This is a genomic window from Caenimonas sp. SL110 (genome assembly GCF_001044395.1).
GTDB lineage: Bacteria > Pseudomonadota > Gammaproteobacteria > Burkholderiales > Burkholderiaceae_C > Ramlibacter.
In genome coordinates, this window is sequence record NZ_JANU01000003.1 from 63,863 (window position 1) to 89,312 (window position 25,450).

General features: G+C 64.1%; 15 protein-coding genes. 5 read left to right on the forward strand and 10 right to left on the reverse strand.

Annotated elements, in window-relative coordinates:
• Positions 1 to 5 precede the first annotated feature (5 nt).
• The 10 genes from cysQ to AQ12_RS21880 form a co-directional block, all read right to left on the reverse strand.
• Positions 6 to 797, reverse strand: coding sequence for a 3'(2'),5'-bisphosphate nucleotidase CysQ (gene cysQ, locus AQ12_RS02040; RefSeq protein ID WP_048438191.1), 792 nt, complete (start codon positions 795 to 797; stop codon positions 6 to 8).
• A gap of 6 nt (positions 798 to 803) precedes the next feature.
• On the reverse strand, positions 804 to 1,292 hold the full coding sequence (locus AQ12_RS02045) for a hypothetical protein (RefSeq protein ID WP_048438192.1): 489 nt from the start codon (positions 1,290 to 1,292) through the stop codon (positions 804 to 806).
• Positions 1,289 to 2,119, reverse strand: a complete 831-nt coding sequence (locus AQ12_RS02050) for a Stf0 family sulfotransferase (RefSeq protein ID WP_161798972.1) — start codon at positions 2,117 to 2,119, stop codon at positions 1,289 to 1,291. Before AQ12_RS02050 ends, AQ12_RS02045 begins: the two co-directional genes overlap by 4 nt.
• Positions 2,119 to 2,847 (reverse strand): hypothetical protein, encoded by a 729-nt coding sequence (locus tag AQ12_RS22915; protein WP_048438194.1) that lies wholly within the window; start codon positions 2,845 to 2,847, stop codon positions 2,119 to 2,121. The genes AQ12_RS02050 and AQ12_RS22915 overlap by 1 nt, the downstream gene beginning before the upstream one ends.
• Positions 2,848 to 2,893: 46 nt before the next feature.
• Positions 2,894 to 5,641, reverse strand: coding sequence for a hypothetical protein (locus tag AQ12_RS21870; protein WP_053076514.1), 2,748 nt, complete (start codon positions 5,639 to 5,641; stop codon positions 2,894 to 2,896).
• A gap of 42 nt (positions 5,642 to 5,683) precedes the next feature.
• Positions 5,684 to 7,618, reverse strand: a complete 1,935-nt coding sequence (locus AQ12_RS21875; RefSeq protein ID WP_053076515.1) for an acetate--CoA ligase family protein — start codon at positions 7,616 to 7,618, stop codon at positions 5,684 to 5,686.
• An 88-nt stretch (positions 7,619 to 7,706) separates the two neighbouring features.
• The gene (locus AQ12_RS02070) at positions 7,707 to 12,821 is read right to left on the reverse strand and encodes a Calx-beta domain-containing protein (protein ID WP_048438195.1); all 5,115 of its coding nucleotides are present in this window, start codon (positions 12,819 to 12,821) and stop codon (positions 7,707 to 7,709) included.
• A 135-nt stretch (positions 12,822 to 12,956) separates the two neighbouring features.
• Entirely contained in the window at positions 12,957 to 14,465 is a 1,509-nt protein-coding gene (locus tag AQ12_RS02075) for a tetratricopeptide repeat protein (protein WP_152682639.1), read from the reverse strand.
• A gap of 68 nt (positions 14,466 to 14,533) precedes the next feature.
• Positions 14,534 to 16,552 (reverse strand): CHASE2 domain-containing protein, encoded by a 2,019-nt coding sequence (locus AQ12_RS02080; protein WP_161798973.1) that lies wholly within the window; start codon positions 16,550 to 16,552, stop codon positions 14,534 to 14,536.
• 17 nt (positions 16,553 to 16,569) lie between these two features.
• Positions 16,570 to 18,102 (reverse strand): FecR domain-containing protein, encoded by a 1,533-nt coding sequence (locus AQ12_RS21880; protein WP_161798974.1) that lies wholly within the window; start codon positions 18,100 to 18,102, stop codon positions 16,570 to 16,572.
• 185 nt (positions 18,103 to 18,287) lie between these two features.
• On the opposite strand from AQ12_RS21880, the gene AQ12_RS02090 reads away from it, so the two are divergent.
• The 5 genes from AQ12_RS02090 to AQ12_RS02110 all read left to right on the forward strand — a co-directional run bounded on the left by AQ12_RS02090 (position 18,288) and on the right by AQ12_RS02110 (position 25,434).
• On the forward strand, positions 18,288 to 18,980 hold the full coding sequence (locus tag AQ12_RS02090) for a Crp/Fnr family transcriptional regulator (protein WP_053076517.1): 693 nt from the start codon (positions 18,288 to 18,290) through the stop codon (positions 18,978 to 18,980).
• A gap of 106 nt (positions 18,981 to 19,086) precedes the next feature.
• A complete protein-coding gene (locus AQ12_RS22365; protein ID WP_082151364.1) occupies positions 19,087 to 22,389 on the forward strand; it encodes a glycosyltransferase in 3,303 nt (1,100 codons plus the stop codon).
• Positions 22,386 to 23,492, forward strand: coding sequence for a non-hydrolyzing UDP-N-acetylglucosamine 2-epimerase (gene wecB / locus AQ12_RS02100; protein WP_048438198.1), 1,107 nt, complete (start codon positions 22,386 to 22,388; stop codon positions 23,490 to 23,492). The genes AQ12_RS22365 and wecB overlap by 4 nt, the downstream gene beginning before the upstream one ends.
• A complete protein-coding gene (locus AQ12_RS02105; RefSeq protein ID WP_048438199.1) occupies positions 23,483 to 24,592 on the forward strand; it encodes a hypothetical protein in 1,110 nt (369 codons plus the stop codon). Before wecB ends, AQ12_RS02105 begins: the two co-directional genes overlap by 10 nt.
• Complete coding sequence (locus tag AQ12_RS02110) at positions 24,589 to 25,434, forward strand: ABC transporter permease (RefSeq protein WP_053076518.1); 846 nt, start codon at positions 24,589 to 24,591, stop codon at positions 25,432 to 25,434. The genes AQ12_RS02105 and AQ12_RS02110 overlap by 4 nt, the downstream gene beginning before the upstream one ends.
• Positions 25,435 to 25,450: the final 16 nt, after the last annotated feature.

Consider the following 25,450-nt stretch of genomic DNA (forward strand, 5'->3'; position numbering starts at 1 on the left):
TACGTTCAGGCGATAGGCGGGTATTGGAGTGTCGGATCACCCAATGCCACAAAGTACCTGTTCAGCACCGGTAAGTCCAGCCCGTACGCAAGCGGCTTGCCGTCCGCATCGAGTACGCATCCGCCGGCCTCCTGCAAAACGGCCTGCGCGGCAGCGGTGTCCCACTGGCTCGTGGGTCCGTGGCGCGGGTAGATGTCAGCTTTGCCTTCGGCGATGCGGCAGAACTTGAGCGAGCTGCCCGCCGCGACGAATTCATGCGGCTGCGAAAGCTTTGCCAGCCATGCGGCCAGCGCGTCGCCGCCGTGCGACCGGCTGCCGATCACGCGCAGGGTGCTGGTGGAACTGCAGACCTGCGTGGCCAGCGGCACGGCGTTCGCGCCCTCGCCTTTCCACGCGCCAAGGCCGCGGGCAGCGCAGTACATCTCGCCGAGCGCAGGCGCGAACACCACGCCTGCGACAGCTTCGCCTTCGTGGATCAGCGCGATGTTCACCGTGAACTCGCCATTGCGTTTGATGAACTCCTTGGTGCCATCGAGCGGGTCCACCAGGAAGAACGTGCGCGTGCCGCCGGGGTCGGCTGCGACCGCCTCTTCGGACTGGATGAATACGCCCGCAAACGCGGCCTGGAGCCCGCGGCGGATCACTGCGTCGGAGCGCAGGTCGGCCTGCGTGAGCGGCGAGGTGTCTTCTTTCGTGATGGCGACGATGGTGTCGTTGCCATAAACGTCCATGATTTCGCGGCCTGCCTCGGTGGCGAGCGCGCAGAGCGTGTCGAGTTGTTGTCGGGTGAGTTGCATGACCGGTTATTCCATCGCGTCGAGGACGCCCTTGGGCCACAGGGGTTCCAGCCACCCGTTTTTCTGGCTCTTTCGATGCAGGATGCCCAGCCACTTGCGCAGCTTGAGCGAATCCATTTCCATGAAGGACTTTCGTCCGTCCGCACCCCTGAACAGGAACACGATCGCCGGGGAGCGAAACTTGATGTCCACGCCTTCAATCAGCCACTCGGCCGACGGCTCTATGGTTGCCACCGGCGGGCCGGACTTGCCGCTGACCTTGTGGATCAGTTCCACATAGCTGCGGCGCGCGACCTGTTCGGCTGAGGGCGGCTTTGTCTTTTCGAAGAAGCCGGCCAGTGGCACGAGTGAAAGGCGCAGCAGGCGCTGGGTAAGCCACAGGACATGGACCTCACCGTCGTCCATCTCGGCGGCGATGCGAAGCCGGTCCTGCTCAGGCACATAGCGCGTGCTCATGCGCTTGATCTTGGAGCCGTGGTCGGGTTCGTCGCTCATGTCGCGGCCGGCAAAGGTCCGGCTCCTATCAGCTCACGGAACTGCGCAATCATGGGGTCGTTGTCCACGCCCTGCTTCCTGATGCCGGGCGCCTGCTTGGCCTTGTCGGGGTCGAGTCCGAGCACCCGCAGCAGCTTGCGGCTTTCACCTGCAAAGTCGGCGACGAGGTCCTCATAGGCCAACACCACGTATGGCAATTTGAAATTGTCCAGCAACGCGCGCCAGCTTTCTTCCTGCACGATGAGATCGGACAGGCAGCGTGCGATCTTGTGGGCGCTGAACGCCGGCTTGATCTTCAGGCGCGGATCGTCCGGCTCCAGGAACTTGTAGTCGATCGAGGCCCAGATCTGCGTTTCGCGCGCCTTGTGCAGCGACACGGCCTGCGCGATCTTGTCGCGCCGTGTGAGCAGCACGAACTGGTTGTAGATGCTCAGGTACTTCGCCATTTCAGCGAACTGCTGCTTCCACAGCGACTCCATGTGCTCGAAGTGGATCTTGATGCCGAACACGCCGTTGGGTGAGGTGCGGCGGGACTCCATGTCGCCCTGGTAGGCCGTCAGGTCGAACGGGCCGCCATCCCTGCCCATCGAGCGGTTGTAGCCGGCCATGTACCGGGTGTTGAGGTACTCCTGCGGATTGCCTGCCAGTCCGGTATCGAACAGCATGTCGCCCACCATGTTCGAGCCGCAGCGCGGTGTCGAGCACAGCGCGTAACGGTAGGTGGCCGGCTGCGAGCGCCGCGGGAAGTCACGCTCGGGCGACATCAGGAAATCGATCTTCCTGACGTTTCCCACGTTGCGGTTTTGCCCCGGGTTGCGAGTGGCCATCAGTCGGCCTTGCTCGCGCGCCACTGGGCAAAGCCCTCTGCGTCCGCGTAGAAGTTGCGATAGAGCGCGCGCTCCTTGCTGAAAAGCATCGCCTTGACATCGGCCTCCACGGGCACTTCCTGGGCCTGGGTGATGGACTCGGAGACATTGATGCGCGGCGTCTCGCCAATCCATGCGAGCGCCTCGGGCACGCTCTTGACCTGCCTGGACAGCTGGTTCTGCACGACGTGGCTCAGGTCTTCACGCAATGATTCCTGCTTGAGCACTGCATTCATGAAGAAGTGCTCCTTGACGTACTGGTTGACGGCCTGGCGGCTCGATAGCGTGGGCGCAGCGTTTTCGAAGCCGAGCGCGGCCAGCCGATAGAAGCGCCACGTCATCAGCCCGGTGTGGGCGGCGAACGCGGGCAGGTACGCATCGGAGAGCAGCGGCGCGTTGGCAGGGGCCAGCACAAAGCGCAGCCACTGCGAAAAGCCGGCCTTGCCGTTGGCGTAAAGCGCCTCGTGGCCCATTCGCCGCAGGCGAAGAAAGACCGTGCCCTTGCCGTCGAGCCCGTAGGCATAGAGCGACCGGTAGAGCTCCAGCGGCTCACGCACATTGATGAAATAGAACTTGGCCGGATCGCGACGCTCGGCCACCGCATGCTTGTTGTAGGCCAGCAGCGGCTCGGACGAGAACTCGCGCAAAAACGATTCGACGAAAGTGCATCCCGTCTTCTGGTTTTGCATGTAGCAAAAGGAGCTGTATTCAAGCATGGGTTCGACCGGGTTTTTTTCAGGGGCGCGAGACAAAGGCAATGGCCTTCGCCCGGCTGGCTTCATCGATCGTCATGCCGCAAAACGCAGCCATCGCATCGAGGCTGGCGCCCGGTTGCGCGAGCACCTCGCTGTAGCGCAGCACCATGAACGGCGTTGCCGCGCGCACGATGTGGCCGAAGACTTCGCGATAGACGATACGTGCACCGGCTGCGCCGAGGTTCGCCCTCCACTGCCGCCTGATGCGCGTGGCTTCGATCGCCTCGACCGGTCGCACCACCGCGATGAGCCGCATATCGAACACTTCGCTGATCTGCGGCAGCATCAAGGAGGTGAGCGCGTGCTTGAGCATCACCGGGCGATGGGCAGCCTGCGGGCCTGCCGCTGCCAGCGCATCGCGAAGCGGGCCGTCACGGAACTTGCGCAGCGCCTGCACGATTTCTTCGGGCGAAGCCGTGAGCTTCATCGTTTCTTCGGATGCCAGGCCCTTCAGCGTCGCCTGGAACGCCTTCATTTCATAGGTCGCCGGTGTCCTGGGATCGTTGACTGCGACGTAGGGACCGGGCGCCGGCAGGCCTGCGTTGGCAAGCATCCCGGCTACTGCCGACGTGCCGCTGCTCCACGGCCCGCAGACCAGGACCAGCGGGATGCGACCGGCATCGCCCTGGGTCGAAGCTGGCTTGGGCGATGCCGCCGGCGCGGCGGGTGCGACGGGCGCGGCGGGCACGGCGGGTGCAGCAAGCGCTGCGACCGGTGCCGCCGGTGCCGTCCCTGCCGCTGCACGTGCAGCGGCAGCCTTCGCTGCGCCTTTGACCGGCGGCTGGAACGTGATGTGCTTGGCAGGCTTGCCTTCCACCTTGCGCTGGTAGGCGTCGCGATAAGCGGTTTCCATTTGCCGCGTCTTGTGCTTTGCATCGAAGACATCGGTCTGCCCGATCTTTTCCTTGATGAACGCCTTGACCCGTGCGAGTTCAACCGGGTCGCGAAGCAGCTTCACCGCGACCCGGACATAGCCCTCGATCGTGGATTGCACCAGCGCTTCCATGCCCGCTGCGCGCAACAGCCCGCCACTGACCCGGCTGGCAAAGTTGGTGCCCGCCACCGCGACAACCGGCACGCCGGCAAAAAGCGCGTCGCTGGTGGACGTGTGGCCGCCGTAGGGCCAGGGGTCAACCATGATGTCGCATGCCTGCAGGCGTGCGAGGTGCGCATCCTGCTTGGCCGGCGGCGCCGCGATGATGCGCTTGGGGTTGACGCCGTGCTTTCTGGTGATCGCCCCGATGTTCTTGCGCGCAACCGGTCCGGGATCGAGGATCCAGAGCACCGCTTCGGGCACCTCTTTCATGATCCTCATCCACACGTCCCACACCTCGTTGTGGACCTTGTTGATGGCGTTGAACATACCGATCACCGGCACGCCCAGGGGCAGGCCGAGTTTCTCGCGCGAGGGCCCCTGCGGCATTTCGCGCGCTGCATAGTCATTGACCTGGTAGGTCTTGTGCAGGCGGATCACCTTTTCGACATAAAGCTCTTGCGCACCCTCCGGCACGCAGTACGAGTCGCCGATCACGTAATCGACCACACGACCGCCCACGCTGCCCGGCCATCCCAGGTAATCGATCTGTACCGGTGCGGGCCAGTACTTGAGCACGCCCATGCGGTTGGCCCGGGTGGGCCCGTTGAGTTCGACCAGCACATCGATGCCATGCGAGCGAATCAGCTTGGCCCCATCGGCATCGCTCAGCCCGGCCACCGAATGAATGTGATCGAAGTGCGACACCACTTCGGCCCGCATGGGCGACTTGTCGTCCCAGCCGCTGTCATACATGAACAGCTCGAACTTTTCATGGTCGTGGTGGCGAAGCAGCCCGTTGATCAGGCGCGAGGTGGGATGGTCGCGAAAGTCGCTCGACAGATAACCCACCCGCAGCCGCCGGCCGTCCAGGGGCCTGGCCACGGGCGGTGTGCCGAGCTCGCCCGGTATCGCCGCAAGCGACCAGGCCTTGAGCACCTCGATGTTCATCGCCTCGTCGTCGCACCACAGCAAGTTGGTGCGCGGGCTCTCTCTGGCCTCGGTGCTCTTGCCATCCTTGTGGGCCTGGCGCAACTGGGCGCTGAGCTGGTCCACGAGTTCCCAGTCGGCCACCTTCTGCGCGATGTAGAGCAGCGCCGAGGCCCAGCCCAGCGGACGCCCCAGCTCTTCGAATGCCTTCTTCGAAAACTCGATCGCGATCTTGTCTTCCTTGTAGCGCACGAGCAGGTTGCACGCCGACAGCACCTGGTCCGGTGTTGCCTTTGGCGAATTCACCACCTTCAGGCAAGCTTGCTTGGCCTCTGTCAGTTCACCGAGCCGGTCGCACAGGCCCGACAGCATGATCCACGCAGTGGTCAGTTCAGGATCACGATTGACGGCTTCGCGGGCGAGCTTCGCAGCAGCGGCGGGATAGTGTCCCCGCAACCGCGCGGCCGCCTGCACCAGCAGGCTATCGGTTGTCGGCTGGTCCCTGCCCTGCGGCGGCTTGTAGTTGCGCGCTGCCTCGTCGAGCAGGGAGATGGAATCCTTGATGCGGCCTTCCGCCGCGAGCTTGCCCGCCTGGTCGAGCACCACGCTCAAGCTGACCTTGCGCGAGCCGGACGCGGAAACGGTGCCGGGACCCCCTGTCACCTTGACCTGGTTGTTCCTGGCGCCTCCCGTGACGGAAACTTTCAGCGGAGACTTGCCGCCGGAGGGGGTGGGCGGCTTGCCGCGTGGCTTGGGAGGAGTCATGTAATTTGTGTTCGCTACGGTGTGCTGGGCGAGTGACCGATTCTAGGTGCGGTGTCTTTCGTCGGCCGCGATCATCGCACCGAAGACGGCATCCACCAGCCCTGCGGCCGGCACGTTTTGCAAGACCTCGCCGTCACACGCAAGTGTCAGCGAAGCCTTCAGTCGTGCCAGTTGTTGCGCTTGCGGGTCAGCAGGTGCGCTCGCGGGGTCGGGTTGCTGCGCATCGGCCATCACCAGCACGTCGAAGCGGGCAAAAGGAAGGCCGGTGTTCAATTGGGCAGCAGAACTCAGGAACAGCAGCAAAGCGCCGACCCTCTGGTCCGACATCAGGGCCAGGCCGTGGTGGAACGACGAAAGGGCACCGGTGGAGACCTGCTCCTGCCCGACCATTGCGCGATCACGCGTGGCCCAACCGGTGACGATGCCCTCCAGCGCCAGCCGCGCGGAAAGCGCCGTGGCAAGGCCCTGCGGGTCTTGCGCGCCGACAATGACGGCAATCGGGATGCGGCCGTTACCCTGAACGAGCTGCCCGATGATCTGCGGATACAGGTGCGTTCCGGTAATACCGATGCTGGGCTGGCTGTTGACCTCGCAAATGAGCGCGCCTGTCTCCAGCCACGACTTGGCGAGATCGGGAATAACAAAGTCCACCCCACCGAAATCCAGCCGCAGCGCGGCAGTGGCGCGAATGGCCAGATCGCGGTTGTCGGGATGCACCTGGTCGAACACTGGATGCGGCGTGCCGCCGACAGCGACGTTCGAAGCGCGTCGCAGACGCACGAAGCGACCGGCCTCGGGCACGGCGTCCACCGTCAGCTGCTGGCCTTGCAGCAGCAGGTCTGCTTCCTCGTCCATGTCCAGGATCTTCATGAGCGCGTGCGAACTCCTGCCGCGCCGCGGATCGGCGTTGAGTTGACGCACCAGTTGCCCGACCGTTTGCTGGCCGTCGCCCGTGACGCCGCCGGGGATTCGTTCGACGGCCCAGATCATGCGTCCGTTGAACACGGTCACGCGGTAATCGCGGCCCTGGAAGTGCTTCTCGACCAGCACATTCCTGCTCGACTTGTAGGCTTCGGCGAAAGCGGCCTTGACCTCTTGTTCGGTCTGCAGGCCCGCCGCGACAGCAGTGCCCCGATCGAGGTCCGCTGGCTTGACCACCACCGGGTAGCCCAGCTTGCGCGCGGCCTGGAGCGCCTGCGCTTCGTCCGCAGCCAGCACATGAACCGGCCCGGGCATGCCAGCCCGGCGAAGGATGGAGGCGGTGTGCATCTTGTTGCGCGCCAGCCTGGCGGCCATCTGGGAGGTCTGGTCCGTCAGGGTGCTGTCGATCCAGCGTGAGCGATGGCCCTGCCCCATCTGGTAGATCGGCAATTCGACAACCGAGAGCGGCACCTGCAGGTCCCACGCGGCGCGCAGGTACGGCGGGGAGTTGCCGGGCAGGCCGACCAGGCGGGTGATGCGTCGCAGGATATTCGGTAAGTGAGCGATTGCCGCCGGCTCTTGTCCGGCAGCGGCCTGGTTGAATACTTCCAGCACCCAGGTCAGTGCAATCTCGGCTGCGCCAGGCGCCCGGTCGGCGCAGGCAATCAGGAGCTGATAGGCATGAGCTACTCGTGTGTTGGGCTTGAAGGCGCCTTGCTCATAGACGGGAAGGCGGCACGCATGGTGGGCCTGGAACACCCAGTAGATGATGCTGGCGACAAGGTAGGCCTCATCGGATTTTCCGTCGGCGCTCGGCCTGCCTGGAGCGGCGCCAGGCGGCTCGGAGAACGCCTGTGTGAGCGCGGATTCGAGCTGCGGTAACCAGCTGGCCAGGGGAGCGCCAATGGCGATGGTGAGGTTGAGGTACAGGGCCTTGTGGCGAAGGCCGTCGAGGTAGCCCGGTACTGAGATGGGGGAGCCGAGCAGCGCGATGGCTGCGGACCCGGATGTCGTTGGCGATGATGAAGTCGTTAGAGGAGCGATAGGGCTGTTCACTGAGATCCCTGGGCATGAAGTCCGGGTATCGGCTTCTACAAATAAAAAAAGGGGGCCGAAGCCCCCTTTTTGAGATCGCCTAAGTTGCTCAGGCAACTGCGGTGAACTGGATGCTGGCTTGCACCAGGTCCGTTGCATTGCCGTATTCCGCAGCCACGCCAACCAGCGTGATGGAACCGTAGTCAGGATCGACGAAGTCGATCACGACGTCAGCGCCAACCACATCGAACGTCATGTCTTCCAGGGAAGTAACGCCGTCGAGTTCGCTGAAGTTCAGGCGGTCAGACCAGACCACATCGTAGCCGTCGCCGTTCGGGCCGACGTTGGCTGCGAATGCGCCCGGACGGAAGTTCTCGATGACCACGTCGCCGACGCCTTCTTCAGCACCCGTACCGAACACGAACAGCTCGCGCGATTCGTCCGTGACGCCATCGCTGTCGCTGCCGGAGTTCACCAGGTCGTTGTAGTACATGACATCGCCAGCGCCGAGCATGATCGTGTTGAGCGCGCCCGAGCTATCGAAGTCAGCCTCGCTCGCGTCAACCGTCGCTTGACCGTCAACTTCAGCGATGTTCAGCGTGAACGTCGAGTCGCTGACCCAGTTGATTTCAACGTCGGCGTAGCCGGCAGCTGCAATCGTCAGGCTTTCGAGGTCCACGTCGGAGACCAGCGCATCCACATCTTCGAACGTCGAGCTCAAGGAGACAACTTCGCCACCCTGGCCAACACTGATCAGGTCGAAGTCGATGTCTTCGCCAGCGGTGATCGTGATGTCACCAACCGACTCAACTTCTTCCATGTAGAAGTCAACGTCGTCATCAGCGTGGATCACGATGTCGCCTTCGATGTCGATCTCGCCGTCATCGTTGTTCACGCCAGAGATCGTGAATTCCACGTCATCCTGAGCGTCGATGTTGAAGCTGGCGATCGAGATCATCGAGTCGGAGTTCGAACCTTCGCTGATGCTGACGTTGACGTCGCCACCGTACGAGTTGTCGCTGAAGCTGACCGTGGACAGGTCAACCGCACCGATGGTGATGTCCGAGTACGTGTTGTCGCTGATGTCGAACCAGACGTTGTCGCTGGCGACCACGGTGACATCGCCAACCTGGACGTCGGTGTCGCTGTTGTCGTAGACCGAGAACCAGGCGTCATAGCCGCTGGTGATCTCGACGTCGCCGACTTCAACCGATGCGTTGTCCTGCAGGGCAACCATCAGGAAGGCACCGTCGCTCCAGGAGCCGCCGCCGTCGATCGTCACGTTGCCGACAGTGACATCAGCCGCGTCGTTATCGGAGATCAGCATGAACGCACGAGCGCCGTAGCCGGACTCGATCGTCACGTCGCCGATGTCAACCGTTGCTTCGCTGTTTCCATCGACAACCACGGAGGCGTCGCTGAACATCGAAGTAACCGAGACGTCGAGCATCGTGATGGCCGAGTCAGAGTTGTACTGGATCACGAGCGAGGCATCCGAAGCAGCAGCGACGGTCACATTGCCCATGTTGATGATGGCGTCTGCACCAGCTTCGTTGTCCTTGTTTTCGTAGATGGTCAAGGAAGCCGACTCCGAACGCGAATCCAGCGAAATGTCGCCGAAGTCGATGGTCGTGTGGTTGTTGTACGAAACGCTCATGTCGACGTCGCCGTCAGCCGTTGCGGTGATTGCACCGATCGTCATCATCGAGAAGTCGTTGTCGCTGACTTCGATGTCGATGGTCGAGCCGCCGTCGGCTTCGTAATCGTCCGAGAACGCGATTGCGTTGTCGTTGATGTCGATGGTGCCGACCACGACGGTGGACTCGAACGTGCCGTTGATATCCAGTTCTGCGGAAGCGCCGTCGGAACCGAAGTCCACGGTGACATTGCCAACTTCAGCGTCGGAGATGCTGATGTAGACGTCGCTGTCATCGGAGGTGGTCGCCACAACCAGCGAGAAGCCGCTGCGAGCATTCTGGATCTCAACATCAACGTCGCTGCCTTCCAGCGTCACGGTTTCGAGAGCTTCCAGCTGGTCGATCACGTCGTCGCTGTTGGTGTCGCCGTCGATGACGAGGCTGAGGTCTTCACCGGTGTAAACGTCGAGGTTCACGAGGTCGTCGCCCATGATCTGGATATCAGCGTCTTCTTCGACTTCGATGTCCAGGTCAGTCACGCCAACTGCTTCGAACACCAGCGTGCCGCCCATGTCGCCGCCGAAGTCGTCGGACGAGTAGATGGACAGTTCCGGGCCCGTGCCGTCGATGGTCAGGGAAGCAACGTCGCCGTTGACATCCACGTCGCCGAAGCCGATGAAGCTGACTGGGCCGTCAAGGCCGCCAACATCCAGCGTGCTTTCGCTGTCGTCAGACAGATCAACCTGGGCTGCGAACCACAGGGACTGGACCGTGCCGGACAGGGGCAGCGGGGTCTCGTCGAATGCGTCGAGGTCTTCGTCAGTGATCGGGTCGAACGAGCGCAGGCGCAGCGTGTTGTCGCCGCCGCCGATGGCAACGAAGCTGCCTTCGTTGGCCAGTGCGTCGAGGTTGACCGTCACGTCGTCGTCGCCTTCACCAGTGGTGATGACCACAACGCCGTTCTGGTTGACGTCAACGTAGTTGTCGCCTTCGCCTGCGTCAACGGAGACGTCTTCGTCGCTACCGCCGCCAACGATGACGTAGTCGTCGCCGGTGCCGGACGTGACATCGATCGCGCCCAGGGCGTACAGCGTGAGGTCACCCGTGAAGTCGCCGCCGTTGATGGTGGTCAGAACACCTTCCACGTCTTCGATGTCGAGATACAGGTCAGCGGCACCGGTCAGGTTGACCGTTTCCACGGTGGTGTCGCCGTCAACAACGATGTAGCTGCCGTCGTCACTGACGCTGTCACTGCCGGTGGACACCAGGTTCAGTTCGGTCGTTGCCTGGTCGATCGTCAGGGTGTCGATGTACGAATCGCTCACCGTGAGGTCAAGGCTCGTGTCCGAGTACTGGCTGATGGTCACGGATTCGTAGTTGTCAACAGCGGTCAGCGAAACGCTGCCGATCTCGCCAGCAATGATCGTGACTTCGTCGCCACCGGTTACATCGACCGAGTCGATCGTGCCAGCGGAAACATCGACGTCGCCGTCTTCGCCGATATCGATGTTGACATCGTCGTCCATCATCAATTCGTTGTCGGAAGCCCATTCGACTGCATCGACAACGGTCACGGTAGCCGACTGGCCATCGAGGTTGCCCGTTGCAGTGATCTCGCCGATCGTGTCAGCTTCGATGGAAACCCACTCGTCTGCGGTCACGTCGCCGGAGCCGATGGTGTCGGCAACGACGTCAACCCAGCCGCCAGACTCAACGCTCAGCGTGGCTGCGTCGCCAACGTCCACCTCTGCACTGCCGCCAGCTTCAACCGTGAAGTTGCCGTCATCTGCGTGAACCTGGACGTAGCCATTACCGATGGCGGTGATGTCTGCGTCGGAAGCGTCAACGTGGACGTCTTCGCCCATGGCTTCGATCGACGTTGCCGAGTAAGCCTGGATGTAAACGTCGCCGCTGTCGTCCGCGTCAACAATGACTTCATCGACCGTGTTGTCGGACAGCGTGACGTTGCCACCCATCGTGGTGATGACGACGGAGCCGGATGCGTTGGATTCCACATTGACGTCAGCATTGCCGGCGGTGCGGATGTTGATTTCTTCAACGCCAACCCAGTCGCTCATGTCAAAGGTGTTGCCACCATCTTCACCAACGCTCAGGTCGGAGGTGATCTCGACGCTTTCGACGTCCGAGACTTCGATGAACGGAGCCAGGATGACTGCGGGGGTGAGCACACCATCAGGACCGTCAAACACGAGCTTGAGGGTGTCGAAGCCGTCTCCGCCGTCGATTTCATCGCCCAGCGTGAACGTGAGTTCGGTGCCGTTGATGACGTCGTCGAACGGGCTGGTCGTCAGATCGTCGAGTTCAGGCGTCAGGTCGAAGTCGGTGTCGTCGTTCAGGACCGTGCCGGTGCCGGTGACAGCTGCATTGAGCTGGGCGCCGGTCAGGGTCAGGGCGAGCGTTTCAGCGAGCTCAGGCGTCATGTCGCCGTTGATGACGACGGAAACAGTCGCCGAAGTCTGGCCGGCCACGAAGGACACGGTGCCGGAGGTGGCAATGTAGTCGTCGCCTGCGGTAGCAACGCCAGCGCCAGCGGCGTTGACAGTAGCGTAGGTGAACGAAACAGGGCGGGTAGGCGTCGAGCCAAGGGTAATCACGAAGCTCATCAGCGTCGTGCCGGCATCACCTTCGGTGACGCTTGGCGACGTGATGGATGCGCTGAACATCTGCAGGACGTCGTTGTTGACGATCGTGCCGGTGCCCTGTGCAGGCGCAACCAGCGTTGCGCCGGTGACGTTCAGCAGGATGGTTTCATTGGTCTCAACCGTCTCGTCGCCCAGGATGGTGACGGACACAGTGGCTTGCGTCTGGCCCGGCGCGAACGTGACCTGGCCGGCTGCGGCCTGGTAGTCGTCGCCGGAAGAAGCGGTTCCATTGGCGGTGGAGTAGTTCACCGTGGTGGAACCAACAGTGGCGTCGCCCTGCAGGTCCAGCAGCGTGAGCGTGAACGTCAGGATCTTGGTGCCGGCGTCGCCTTCGGTGACGGTCGGTGCATCGATCGTGAGGTTGAACGACTGTGGGTCGTACTGGACGTCGATTGCGTCTTGAGCAGCGTCAACGCTTGCATCGGTCTCGTCCACACCGTCCAGGGCGCCTTGCAACTCGGCCAGGTTGGTCGAAGCGATGCCCTTGGTGACCGAGAAATAGATCGCGACGTCGGCCTTGTTGTCAAGGATTTCGGCTGCTTTGATGTACTGGGGGCCGTACGTAGCTTCTGCCTCCGGGTCTGCGAGGACCATGTTCAGGAACTGGTACAGGGCAAAGGTGATGTCGCCCTTGCTGATGCCGTCGTTGAGGGCATTGATGATTCGATCGGTCGCTTCAGGATCGTCCTGGAGCTCCACCGTTGCGAGCAGGTCGTATGTCCACTCTGCGTCAGTGTCGATGCTGGTGTGCACTGCGGCGTAGTTGGGATGATCCGCAACCAGGTCCGTCAGGGTGTCAAGGTTGTTGCCAACCGATTGATACGCCGAAATCAGTTGCGCCAGATATGTCGCGCCGGGCGCGGCGTCGAACATCAGAACAATGATTTCTGCGATCTCGTGGCGCTCAGCTGCTGTAATTGCCATTCATTTTCTCCACAAAGGATTGAAGGTGACCAGGGACCCATGTACCCGATTCAGGGCGCAAGTATAGACAACCACCTACAGGGTCCGGTGTGATTGTCGTCACAGGCCCAGCCGGAAGATACCCCCGTTGTTTTCTCACATCAACTCCCAGCGCACTCCGAGGTACAGGCTGCGCTGGTTGCTTTCGAAAATTGTGAGGTTGCTGCGCTGGCGACCGGCCTCGAAAGCACCGATCAGGGATAACCCTGATACGACCGGCCAGCTGCCGTCGATCTGCAGGCCGGTACGACGGACTTTGCGCGGTACATTGCCCAGCAACGGGCTGTACGGTTCACTGTCGGTCTGGATCGTGGCAGACAGCTGCACCCCCAGGCGGCCCTTTGACAGCACGGGTCCTTCCCATTGGGCACGGACCTCGCTCTTTCGGTAAGTGCCGCCGGCGCGGCCCGACTCGGACGGATGGTCCGACCCGGATCGCAGTTGCAGATTGAAATTGCCGTCCGGCAGGAATCCAATTCCGGCCGAACGCGCCTGGTCGGTGCGATCGGGGTCGGCGCGGCACAGCAGGCCTGCCGCCAGCCCGGCGAGTTGCCCGTCTAGCGACGCGCTGGACGGGTACCGGCGATGCTCCCACTCGAACGCGACCGACGGACGGCAGGACCAGATGTCCTGGAGGGTTGCCGGCACCAGTGGAAGCGGAAAACTCTCCCACTGGTGCTGCAGCGATGCGCGGTAGGCCTGCAGCAAGGTCTGTCCGCCGAAGCGCAAATAACTGGCGCTGGTGCGTGCCACCCACTGGCGCGGTGCGGCAGGCGATTCGAGCCACGAGGCGGAGAAATCGCCCTGCTGGTAACTCGTCTCGCTGTCGCCGGTCTGCCGGGCGCGCAGGTCGCCTTGCAGCACCCAGACCGCATCGCCCCGCGCCTTCAGCCCTTGCCACAGGGCCGTCGTCAGCAACGCCGAACCTTTGCGCGGCCTGCCGGCGGGGTCCAGCGGTAGAGTGACATTGCCTTGCGGCAGGGTCAGGGTGACTTCGGAGCCGGACGGCGCGTTGTTCAGGTTGGTGTCGGAGCCACCCATCGTCGCAATTTGCCAGCGGGATTGCCAGCCGTTGCCGTCGACAGCGGGGTTGGCCGGGCCGGCCTGCTGGGCGATTGCCGCCGTTCGCCTGTCGATCGCATTGCGGATGGCCGGCGGCAGGTCAGAACGTTCACGCAACGGTGCCAGCAAGGCGGTGGCCGACGCCTGATCGCCCTGTAGCGCCAGCGCCTGGGCAAGATCCAGCGTAGCGCCCGGCAGGTCGGGGGCTATGAGAAGCGCGCGCTCCAGCGGCTCGACCGCTTCCGCGGCGCGCCCCAGGGCGACCAGCACAGCACCTCGCCATGCATGAAACGACGCATCGGGCAGGCATGCGCGGTTGATGGCCAGGGCGTCCAGTTGATCGGCGAGCTCGCGCAACCGCGCCGGCTCGGCTGGAAGTGGATAGGTGGGTTGGGCGGGACAGCCCGCAACCTGCGAGCCTGCCGAAGCTGTCTCACTGCGCGTTCCTACGCCGCTCGCCCCCTGCTGCCCGTAGGCCAGGGACGAACATAAAGAAAGGGTCCAGAGCCCCAGGCGCAGGCTCGAAAGAGATGTGACAGCCACGAGCTAACAGGTCGGCGCGTTCGGTTCGCGCGTTTTTGAGTTGTCGACAGCCCGAACTGCGCCGGCGATCAAGCCAGTGGTTGGCTTTGCTGCTTGAGGTAACGCAGGGATTGCCGTTCGGCGTCGCCCCCGGGCTGCATCAAGCTGCGCAGTGTAAATACTTTGCTGCTGTGCCGCAACCCGGGAAGCAGGAAGCTGCCCAGCGGTTTGAGCACGAGTTCGGTTCGCTCAAATGGCACGCCGATTCGTTCGGCTGCGTGCGCCCCGATGAGCACCGGACAGGCGAGTTCTTCGGTCAGGTCCTGCAGGCGGATCGCTACCGTGACGACCTGCCCCAGAACTGAGTGCACGCGCCTTTGCGCCGGGCCGAAACTGCCCAGCAGCGCGATGCCGCTTTCAACGCCAACTCCCAATGCCAGCGGCTCCAGCCCCTGCGGCGGCACATTGGGCAGTTCTTCGCTGCAGCGCAGCCAGAGTTCGCGCGCAGCATCGATGGCCTGCATCGTGTGGTCGGCGCACGGACGGGATCCGTTGAATACCGCGATCAGGCTGTCGCCGACCATTTCTTCGACGGCGCCGCCATAGGATGCAACGATGGCGCTGGCCGTCGTGTAGAAACGGTGCAGGACACGGGCTGCGTCCTCCGGGCTTCGCGCTTCGCAATAAGCCGAGAAATTGCGCACGTCCGCCACCACCACTGTGACTTCGCGACGCTCCGCCTCGATCTCGCCCGTGGGCTCCACCATCGCGATTTTTTCGGCCACCGATGCGGGCAGGTAGCTCGACAGGTTGCGAAACAGCCTTCCCTGTTCTGCGAGGCTGCGCGCGTGTTCGGCCAAACCCAGGCTCAAGCCGATGAACGCGATCGCGAGGGCAGCGTGGGACCAACCCAGCCACCACCCCTGAAACACCAGGGCTCCCGCATGAAGCGCAAAGCCCCCCAGCGCCAGCGCGAGTGACGCAAGCGGAATCCACAGCACGCGCGACGAGGCCCTGCGGCCATCGGCCCTGCGCATCACCACCGGGCGTGTCCAGCTGAGTGCGAGCAGGGCCAGCGCTGCAGCCAGGGCCCACCCGAGCTGCACCGTCAGGGCAGCGCGAGGCGTGAACGGAATGTTCTGGTCGAGCATCGCCGTCAGCAACTGGGCATGCACTTCGACTCCGCTGACTGCGCCACCCTGGGCCGTCGGCACCGTATCGCCGAGACCGAAAGCAGAAGCTCCGATGAGCACCCATGCGCCCTTGAGCAACTCAGGCCGCTCGACCCGGCCCTGGAGCACATCGGCCGCCGGTATCGACGTGATGGCCGAGCGCGCCTTGAGATAAGGCACGCGGATGTCGCCATGGGTGTCCAGTGGAATTCGCAGCCCGGGCATGGCGCCCAGCGTCACCATCCATGCCGGGTCCCAGGGCCCCTGCCCCGGTTCAGCACGCAGCGGCGTTGCAGTTCCTGCTGTATCGAGCGCCAGCAGGCCGGCGATTGCGAGTGTCGGGTAATTGCGCTGGTCGTAACAGACGATGGCCGGCACCTTGCGCACAGTACCGTCTGGATCGATCCGGGGGGTGATATGGCCCGCCGGGATACCCGGCAGGTCGGCGTTTGCCACATACCCGCGTGCCGGCGCGGCGGGTGGCATGCAGGCCTGGCCGGGCAACGCCCCTGCCAGTTGACCCGACGTCTGGCGGCTCTCATCGTTCAGTGCAAAGACCTGGGCCACCACAGCCGGTGCGCTCGCCTGCCCGTTGGCCAGCGCCCTGGCGAGGTCGGCGGTGCCCGGCCTTGAATCCGCGTAAACCAGATCGTGCATCTGGAGCGCAACGCCATATTCGCGCAGCTTGTCGACCAGCTGGGCCTGCGTCTGGCGCGGCCACGGCCAGGGACCGATGCGGGCCACGCTCGCATCGTCCACATCGACCACGATCACTCGGCGTTCGGCAGCCGGGTCGGCCTGCAACTGCCACACCAGGTCGGTTGCCCGCTCGTCGGCCTGGTGAAAAGCTGCCGGCGCCAGCACGACGAGTCCCGCCCAGGCCAGCAGGGCGACCAACACCGCCGCCACGCGCAGGCGCCAGGGAGTGAACGCCATGATGCCGACGCTTGCCATCAGCGCGACCAGAGGGTGATGCCTGACAGGACGCCGCTACCGATCGTCTTGTCAAATTTGTAGCCCACCGACTTGCCGTCCAGCGAGGTCGCCCCGGAGATGAGCTGATTGGCCGTCGAGCGATCCAGGAAGAGCCCGTCAGCAGTGACCGATCCGGCCCCTGAAATGGTGACGCCGCCCGTCAACGCGCTGGAGACACGCAGGTCCGTGGCGAACTTCCGGTTGACGAAATCGACCGAGAGGTTGCCCCCATCGACCGAAGCAGCAGAAACAATGCCCGACAGCGAATATTGCGCATAGCCCTGATCCAGTTTGAACTGGTAGGCGCCGAGGTTGCGGTCGAGCGCAGGCAACGCACCTTGCGTGCGATACAGGCTGAATTGCGAGTTGCCCACGGTCGATTTCCGGCCGACAGAGGCCACGCCCACCTGCTCGCTGAAGTCCGTCGGGCCGGCCGGATTGGCCGCCCACCGGCCCCACGCCAGTGATGAAGGTGGTGGCGGCGGCGCTGGCGGCAAAGGCGCCGGCGGGGAAGTAGGCGCTGGCGCAGGCGGTGGTGGTGCCGGCGGCACCGGAGCCGGCGAGGGCGCAGGCGGCGAAGGCGCGGGCGGTTCAACCGCTGGTGGCGCAGGCGTGGAAGGTGCAGGCGAAGGCGTAGGTGCCGGAGGTACCTGTGCCACGGCATTGCCTGCGATCAATTCCTTGACCACGCCTTCGACCATCGCGGTGGTCGCCAGGGATTCGGGCTCGCCATGACCCGGAGCGAGCGATTGCGGCGTCGCCGGACCTCCCGAAGAACCGTGCGGCTGCAACCCGGACTCCGCCGGACGGGGCGCTGCGGCGATCATGGTGGGTCCATTGATCGCTTTCAGCTCGGGCTGGGCCAGTTGCGCGCGGAACTCAAGAAAGAGCCTGCCCATATCCGCAGACAGCAGACGCTCGGCCGACGATCCGCACGGCCCCAGCCCCTGGGCGCTGCAAGCCTCATCGAGCGGTGCCATGACGATCGCGCCCTGATTGACCTGGGCGCTGGTGCCGCCCTCGCCAGAACGCACGACAAAGTCAGTGCCCCGCACGCCGATGGCGACCAGCGGGGTGTTCAGCCGGAAACGCTCCCGGGCACCTTCGGCTGCGGCACCGGAAATCGCGCGCGCAACGCCGTATTCGAGCTTGAAGCGAACGGCGGACTGGGCAACCTGTTTGGGGTCGTAACGGTAGTCTTCGATCCAGAGCCGGCTGCCGGGGCGCACGCTGACCAGGGCGCCGTCGATGAACCGCACATGGATATGGCCGCCTTCTGCCGTATCCAGCCGGTCGCCCGGCAAGATCGTCGCGCCCTTTTGCACCGCCTCGGGAATGCCAAGCGCCGATGTCTTCATCACCGGTCCCACGCTCATCGTCACTTCGCCCACCGCACGGGACCGCGCCGGTACATCGGCGCGGACCTGGGCCGTCCAGGCAGCCAATGCGCACAGCACCGCCGCAGGCAGGCAGGCCAGGCCAGGGTGATTAAAGGTTGATGGGCGTTTCATTGCGCAGACGACTTGGACTCGGGACAACCCGATGGATGTGTAATTTATCAAGCCCGACCGTCCGGCGATGTGCGTACGGTCACATTTCAAGAACTTGCGGCTTCGGGGCAGTCTCGTACGGACCCGTATCATTGGGATTTTGTACAGCCCAACGGTCCAGACACCCTGCCGCTTCCTATAACCCCATGCCCGTGCCCGTCAATGAGCTAACCCGGCTGCCGCTTCTGGCGGGCCTGCCGCAGGTGACTCTGGGGCATCTGGCCCAGCACGCGACCGAGCGCACGTTTGCCAAGCGGGAGGTGGTTCTTCAAAAAGGCGGGGACGGACTTTCATTCTGCTTCCTGCTCGATGGGCGCCTGCAGGGCGTCGATTTCACCGCTGACGGCCGGGAGGTCGGGCTTTACTTCGTTGGCGCAGGCGACTACTTCGGGGACCTGTCGGTCATCGACAGCCAGCCGCAACCGGTCTACGTGACCGCCGTGTCCCGCTCACGCGTCATCTTCGTACCCCGCGACCTGATTCGCCCCATCCTGTTTGCGCATCCGAAGGTTGCCGAAATCCTGTGCACCGGCCTGTCGCTGCGGCTGCGGCAGGTTTCCGGCCAGCGGCGAATCCTGGGCCTGGCCAATCCGCTGCAACGTGTCTGCGCCCAACTCGAACTGCTCTTCGTGAAGACGGCCGAGGGGAAGGTGCAGGTGCCCAACGCGCCCACCCACCAGGAGATCGCGATCATGATCAACGCCAGCCGCGAGACCGTGACGCGTGTCTTCCAGTTCCTGCAAAGCCGCGGCATTGTTGAGCGCAACGGCAACAATATCAACGTGGAAGACGCGAGCTTTCTCGAAGACGTCGCCGCAGGGCGCAGGCAGCCCGACTAGGGCCCGGCCAGCGGACCCGTGCGATAGAATCGCCCCGCCCGACAGGTGCCTCGCCCACAGGCGGCAACGGGCGACCGGCGGCCCGAGTGCCCCATCCAAATTCCCCATGTCATCCCAAATCCCACCCTATCTGCCGTCCGGCGAGGCCCCGCTCGCCAGCATCGTCATCCGCAGCATGGACCGGCCGACGCTCACCCGGGCCCTGGCATGCATTGCCGTGCAGACCTGGCCGGCGATCGAAGTCGTCCTGGTGAACGCGAAAGGCGAGGGACACGCCCCCGTTGGCGACAAGTGCGGACCCTTTCCCGTGCAGACCGTATCCAAGGGTGGGCGTCTGTCACGGTCCCAGGCAGCCAACGCCGGCATCGCGGCGGCGCGCGGCCAGTGGATCTGCTTTCTGGACGACGACGACTGGTTCAGCCCCACCCACATTGAGGCGCTGGCATTGCGCCTGCTGCGTGAGCCGCAGGCGGTCGCCGCGTACTCCGGAGTGAGCTGCGTGGAAATGGACGAGTCGGGCGAGCCGCGCGAGGTCATGCGCTACAACTTCGAGTTCGATGCGGCCCGGCTCATCCTGGAGAACTACCTGCCGATCCACGCCGTGCTGTTCCAGCGTGCGGCGGCCCTGCGCGTGGCCGGCTTCGACGAGGCACTGCCGATCTTCGAAGACTGGGATTTCTGGATACAGCTGTCGCGCGGCACCCGCTTTGAACATGTCGACCAGGTGAGCGCCACCTATCGGCTGGGTTCCGGCGACTCCGGGCTCTACGGCAACACAGCCCTTCAAGAAGAATATGCGCAGCGCATCCTGCGCAAGTGGCTGCCTGAGATTCGACAGGAAGACTGGGCTGCGATCTGGGACAAGACCCGGCGCGGCTTTCGTGTGCAAGACGCGCTCAACCGGGATATCAAGAGGCTGACCGCCGAAACCGCGACCTGGCAAGGCGAGGTCCTCAGGCTCAACCAGGACCTGCAGGCCCGTCACGTCGAGCTCGCGCAGCTCGGTCAGGTTTTTGCCACTGCCGAACAGGCGTGGCGCTCGCAGCTGTTGCAACAGGAACAGGTCCGGCTTGCGGCGATTGCGGCGCTGGAACAGACCATCGAAGCCGAGCGCCAGCAGGCGGCCCAGGCAGCGGCCAGTTCCGCGGCTCTTGCGCAAGGATGGGAAGCCGAAGCCAGGCGCAGCGCGCAAGCCGCGGCGGATACGCTGGCACAAGCCGAAGCCGCGCGGCTGGAGGCAACCGCATCGGCGATGCGCGTGGGCGAAGCGCTGCATCGCGCGATGAATGAGTACAACTCGACCGCCGCAATGCTTCGCGAGGAACAGTTCACCGTCTGGCGCCCCCTGATGCGCAAGGCCAAGCGATCGGTCAAGGGCGTCTGGCGACAGCTCCCCACGCCCGTGCAGAAAGTGGTCCGACAGGCGTTGGGCCGGCCCTTGCCGCCCATGCACCTCGCACCTGCGGCAGAAGTTCCGGGCACGGGCCAGGCCTGCGACTGGCGCGCCGCGCTGGCTGGCGGCACGCCAGGCGCATTCACGGTGATCCTGTTCCCGGTCATCGACTGGCATTTCCGCATCCAGCGGCCGCAGCACATGGCGCGCGAACTCGGCCGCCAGGGGCATCGCGTGCTCTACGTGAGCACCACGTTCGTGGACGGCTCAGGGCCCGCCGACTGCCGCCTGATCGAATCGCCCGCGCCCAACATCTTCCTGCTGCAGCTCGCGCTGCCGCATCCGGTGCCCAACATCTATGAAGGCGCGCTGTCCGTCGAGCAGGCACAGCAACTGGCGGACACATTCGTGTGGCTGCAACAGACCGCCGATCTCGGCCCGCTGGTGTCGCTGATCGATCTTCCGTTCTGGAGACCGGTCGCGGCCCGCCTGCCTGCGAACCTGGTGGTCTATGACTGCATGGACTACCACGCAGGCTTTTCCAACAACATCGGCGCTTCACTCGGTGAAGAGCACCTGCTGCTGAAAACCTGCGACCTGCTGGTCACGACATCCAGCCGCCTGGCCGACATGATGCAGGCGCGCGCGCCGGGCAAGCCGCATGCGCTCGTGCGAAACGGCACCGAAGTCGCCCACTTCGCCAACGTCCCGTCCGAGCTGAAGATCGCAAGGGACGAGCGCCCTGTCGTCGGCTACTTCGGCGCGATTTCCGAGTGGTTCGATATCCAGCTGGTGATCGACCTGGCGCAAAGCCGTCCCCAGTGGCGCTTCATCCTGGTGGGCTCGACCTTCGGCTGCGACATCTCGCAGGCCCAGAAGGTCGACAACATCGAGTTCGTCGGCGAAGTGCCTTACAACGAGTTGCCAGGCTGGGTCCACGCGTTCGACGTGTGCCTGATCCCCTTCCTCATCAACGAACTCACCAGCTGCACCAATCCGGTCAAGGTCTACGAGTACCTGAGCGCTGGCAAGCCAGTCGTGGCCACCCGCATGCCGGAGCTCGAAGCCATCGCCGACCAGGTGCAGATCGCCGACGACGCTGTTGGTTTTGCAAGGGCCATCGAGCTGGCATTCGAAGAAAACAAGGACCCGCAGGCGGTTACGGCACGGCGAAGCTGGGCGTCCGGCCATTCGTGGGAAGCGCGCGCAGAGCAGTTCTCGAAGGCGGTGGCCGACTGCCTGCCCAGGGTGAGCCTGATCGTGCTTTGCTACAACAACCTCGAACTCACCAAGGCCTGCGTCGAGTCGGTGGAAAAGCACAGCCTCTGGCCCAACCTGGAGCTGATCCTGGTCGACAACGCCTCCAGTGATGACACGCCCGCCTGGCTGACCCAATACGCCAAAGGCCGTTCGTGGGTCAAGCCGGTCCTCAACAGCAAGAACCTGGGCTTTGCGGCCGGCAACAACGTCGGACTCAAGGTCGCAACGGGCGACTACCTGATCATGCTCAACAACGACACCGAGGTGTCGCCCGGCTGGATTCACGGCCTGCGTCGCCACTTCGTCAGCGACCCGGGGCTCGGCATGGTCGGCCCGGTCACCGACAACATCGGTAATGAAGCCAAGATCGACGTGGGCTATACCGACAAGGCCGACATGCCGGCCTGGGCTGCGGCTCGCGCGGTTCATCACGCAGGCGAGCGAATCGACAACCGCGTGCTGGCGTTCTTCTGCGTCGCGCTCAGGCGCAAGGTCTACGAAGAAGTCGGCGGGCTCGATGAAGCCTTCGGCCTGGGCTTTTTTGAAGACGACGACTACTGCAACCGCGCGCGTGCTGCCGGCTGGCGGCTGGCGATTGCCGAGGACGTGTTCGTGCATCACCACCTGTCGGCCAGCTTCGACAAGCTCAAGAGCTCGACACGGCAGGCGCTGTTTGAAAAGAACAAGGAAATCTACGAGCGCAAATGGGGTCCCTGGGTGCCTCACGTCTACCGCGAACCGAAGCCAACAACATGAAGAAGTGCAAGATCGTCTGCGTGGTGGGCACGCGGCCCGAAGCGGTGAAGATGGCCCCGGTGATCCTGGCGCTGCAGGCGCAGGAATGGGCGCAAGTGCGCGTGCTCGCGACAGCGCAGCACCGCCACATGCTCGACCAGGTGCTGCAGGTGTTCGGCATCACGCCCGACATCGACCTGGACATGATGCAGCCCAACCAGGACCTCACCGCACTGACCGCGCGCATGCTGCTGGCGATGGACAGCGTGCTCAAGACAGAAAAGCCCGACGCCGTGCTGGCCCAGGGCGACACGACCACGGTGATGGTGTCGGCGCTCGCGAGCTTCTACCTCAACATCCCGTTCGGCCATGTGGAAGCCGGCCTGCGCACCGGTGACATGCGCCGGCCATTCCCGGAAGAAATGAATCGCGTGCTCGCCGGTCACATGGCCCGCTGGCATTTCGCGCCGACCACCAGCTCGCGCGACAACCTGCTGCGTGAAGGCATATCCGCCGATGCGGTTCACGTCACTGGCAACACCGTGATCGACGCCTTGCAGACGATGGCGGCGCGCACCCCAGCACTCGAACCCACGCCCGGCCGGCGACTGATTCTCGTCACCGCCCACCGCCGCGAAAGCTTTGGCGCGCCGCTGGTCGAAATCTGCAACGCGATCCGCACGCTGGTGGCCAACAACCCCGACGTCGAAGTGCTCTACCCAGTGCACCCGAACCCGAATGTGCAACAGACCGTCCAAGAAATGCTGGGCGGCAATCCGCGCATCACGCTCACCACACCGCTGGACTACCAGCCGTTCGTCGCCGCGATGAAGGGCGCGCACCTGATCCTCACCGACTCGGGCGGCGTGCAGGAAGAGGCGCCTGCGCTGGGCAAGCCCGTGCTCGTGCTGCGCGAAGAGACCGAGCGCCCCGAAGCCGTCGCGTTCGGCGTCGTGCAGCTGATCGGCACGGACAGCGCAAAGATCATCGCGGCTGCGCAAAAGCTGCTCGATGACGATGCGGCCTGGCGCGCTATGGCCAAGGGTGTGTCGCCCTATGGCGACGGCCATGCATCCGAACGCATCGTGGACGTGTTGCAGCGATTCCACGCCTCGTGCAGCTGATCTATTTCTCGGCGGTTCCGTGGGCCAGCTTTCAGCAGCGGCCCCATGAATTCGCGGGATGGGCGCACCGACGACTGGGCGCTCGCGTTTTGTGGGTGGAGCCCTACCCGGTTCGGCTGCCGATGCTGCAGGACTTGCGCAGGCCTGCCAGCACCTTGCCCATTGCGGACAAGCTGCCCGATTGGCTGGAAGTGATCACGCCAAGGGCATTGCCGGTGGAGCCGCTCGGCCTGGGTCGCGTGCTCAACCAGACGGTTTTCTGGCCGAACATCATTTCGAAACTGCGCGAATTCTCCCAGCGTGACCCGCAGACCCTCATCGTGGTGGGCAAGCCATCCCATCTCGCGCTCTCCGCGATGCAAGCCATGCCGGGTGCACGCTGCTTCTACGATGCGATGGACGACTTCCCCGCATTCCATCGCGGGGCCGCGCGAACGACCAATGCGCAGATCGAGCGGGCGATTGTCGAACGCTGCTTTGCCTGCAGCACCTCATCGACCTATCTGGCCGAGCGTCTGCGCAAGGCAAATGGCAACGTCCACCTCGTGCCCAACGGCCTTGCAGCCGAACGCATGCCCGACGCCAGCGCCCCCCATTCACCCGGCAGCAGCTTCGGCTACGTCGGCACGCTGGGCGCATGGTTCGATTGGGAGTGGGTGGCCGCGCTGGCAACTGCGTGGCCTGACCGCGCCGTCGAAATCCACGGACCCATGTACCGGCAACCCACGGTGAAGCTGCCGTCCAACGTGCACTTGCACCCTGCACTGCCCCATGCGCAGGCCCTGCGGACGATGGCGGGTTTCGGCGCGGGGCTCATTCCATTCCTGCAAAACGAGCTCACCGAATCGGTCGATCCGGTGAAGTATTACGAATACCGCGCGCTCGGGCTGCCCGTGATCTCGACGCCGTTTGGCGAAATGCGCCAGCACGCCGATGCGCCGCGCGTGCTTCTCACATCCAGCCCCGGCGAGGCCCGCGCACAAATCGACGCACTTCTTGCCAGCCGCGATACGGCAGAATCAGTGTCCGCATTTCGCGGGGCCCATGCGTGGGATACACGCTTCGAACCCCTGGCTGCGGTACTCGCACCTGCCTCATGAACACCACTGTCCAAAGTCTTTCGAGCGGTCCAAAGGCACTCTTGCGCCGCGCTTACCCGCTGGTGCCTGTTCTGCACCGATACCTCGTGATGCAGCTCATCCGCCGCGACATCCGCTCGCGCTACCAGGGCTCCATCATCGGCCTGGGCTGGACCATGCTGTATCCGCTGCTCATCCTGGGCGCATACACCTTTGTTTTTCGCTCTGTCTTCAAGGCGAAGTGGCCCGGCGGCGGCGACAGCACGGCCGAATTCGCGCTGCAGGTCTTCGCGGGCCTGGTGATCTTCAACCTGTTCGGTGAACTGATCGGGCGTGCGCCCCGCCTCGTCCTGGAGCAGCCCAACCTCGTCAAGCGCGTCGTCTTCCCGCTTGAAGTGCTGGCGTGGGTGGGCGTCGGCACGGCCATGTTCCATGCGGTGCTTGCGCTCGCAGTACTGTTGATGGCGCTGGTCTGGACCGGGGCACCCATCACGCCCTGGATCCTCACGACGCCGCTGGTGTTCGCAGCCTGCGTGCCGGTTCTGCTGGGGCTGGCATGGCTGCTTGCGGCGTTCGGCGTGTTCATCCGCGACATCGCGCATGCCGTCGGTCCGGCAGTGAGCATGCTGCTGTTCCTGTCGCCCGTTCTGTTCCCGGCCAAGGCGCTGCCCGCGTATCTCGCAGCAGCGCTGTGGATGAACCCGCTCACCATGCCCATCGAAAACCTGCGCCGTGTGCTGATTGAAGGCCGCGCGCCCGATTGGCAGACGCTGGGGATCTACACGCTCGCGGGGCTGGTGTTCGCCTGGCTTTCCTACCGCCTGTTCGAACGGCTGCGCCCCGCATTTGCCGACGAGCTTTGAGGCCGGCGCGCAGCAG

Coding starts and splice junctions, on each gene's coding strand:
- AQ12_RS21880 (WP_161798974.1), bottom strand. CDS start 18,102: ATGAAACGCCCATCAACCTTTAATCACCCTGGCCTGGCCTGCCTGCCT.
- AQ12_RS02070 (WP_048438195.1), bottom strand. CDS start 12,821: ATGGCAATTACAGCAGCTGAGCGCCACGAGATCGCAGAAATCATTGTT.
- AQ12_RS22915 (WP_048438194.1), bottom strand. CDS start 2,847: ATGCAAAACCAGAAGACGGGATGCACTTTCGTCGAATCGTTTTTGCGC.
- AQ12_RS02110 (WP_053076518.1), top strand. CDS start 24,589: ATGAACACCACTGTCCAAAGTCTTTCGAGCGGTCCAAAGGCACTCTTG.
- wecB (WP_048438198.1), top strand. CDS start 22,386: ATGAAGAAGTGCAAGATCGTCTGCGTGGTGGGCACGCGGCCCGAAGCG.
- AQ12_RS02080 (WP_161798973.1), bottom strand. CDS start 16,552: ATGGCGTTCACTCCCTGGCGCCTGCGCGTGGCGGCGGTGTTGGTCGCC.
- AQ12_RS02045 (WP_048438192.1), bottom strand. CDS start 1,292: ATGAGCGACGAACCCGACCACGGCTCCAAGATCAAGCGCATGAGCACG.
- AQ12_RS22365 (WP_082151364.1), top strand. CDS start 19,087: ATGTCATCCCAAATCCCACCCTATCTGCCGTCCGGCGAGGCCCCGCTC.
- cysQ (WP_048438191.1), bottom strand. CDS start 797: ATGCAACTCACCCGACAACAACTCGACACGCTCTGCGCGCTCGCCACC.
- AQ12_RS02050 (WP_161798972.1), bottom strand. CDS start 2,119: ATGGCCACTCGCAACCCGGGGCAAAACCGCAACGTGGGAAACGTCAGG.
- AQ12_RS21870 (WP_053076514.1), bottom strand. CDS start 5,641: ATGACTCCTCCCAAGCCACGCGGCAAGCCGCCCACCCCCTCCGGCGGC.
- AQ12_RS02090 (WP_053076517.1), top strand. CDS start 18,288: ATGCCCGTGCCCGTCAATGAGCTAACCCGGCTGCCGCTTCTGGCGGGC.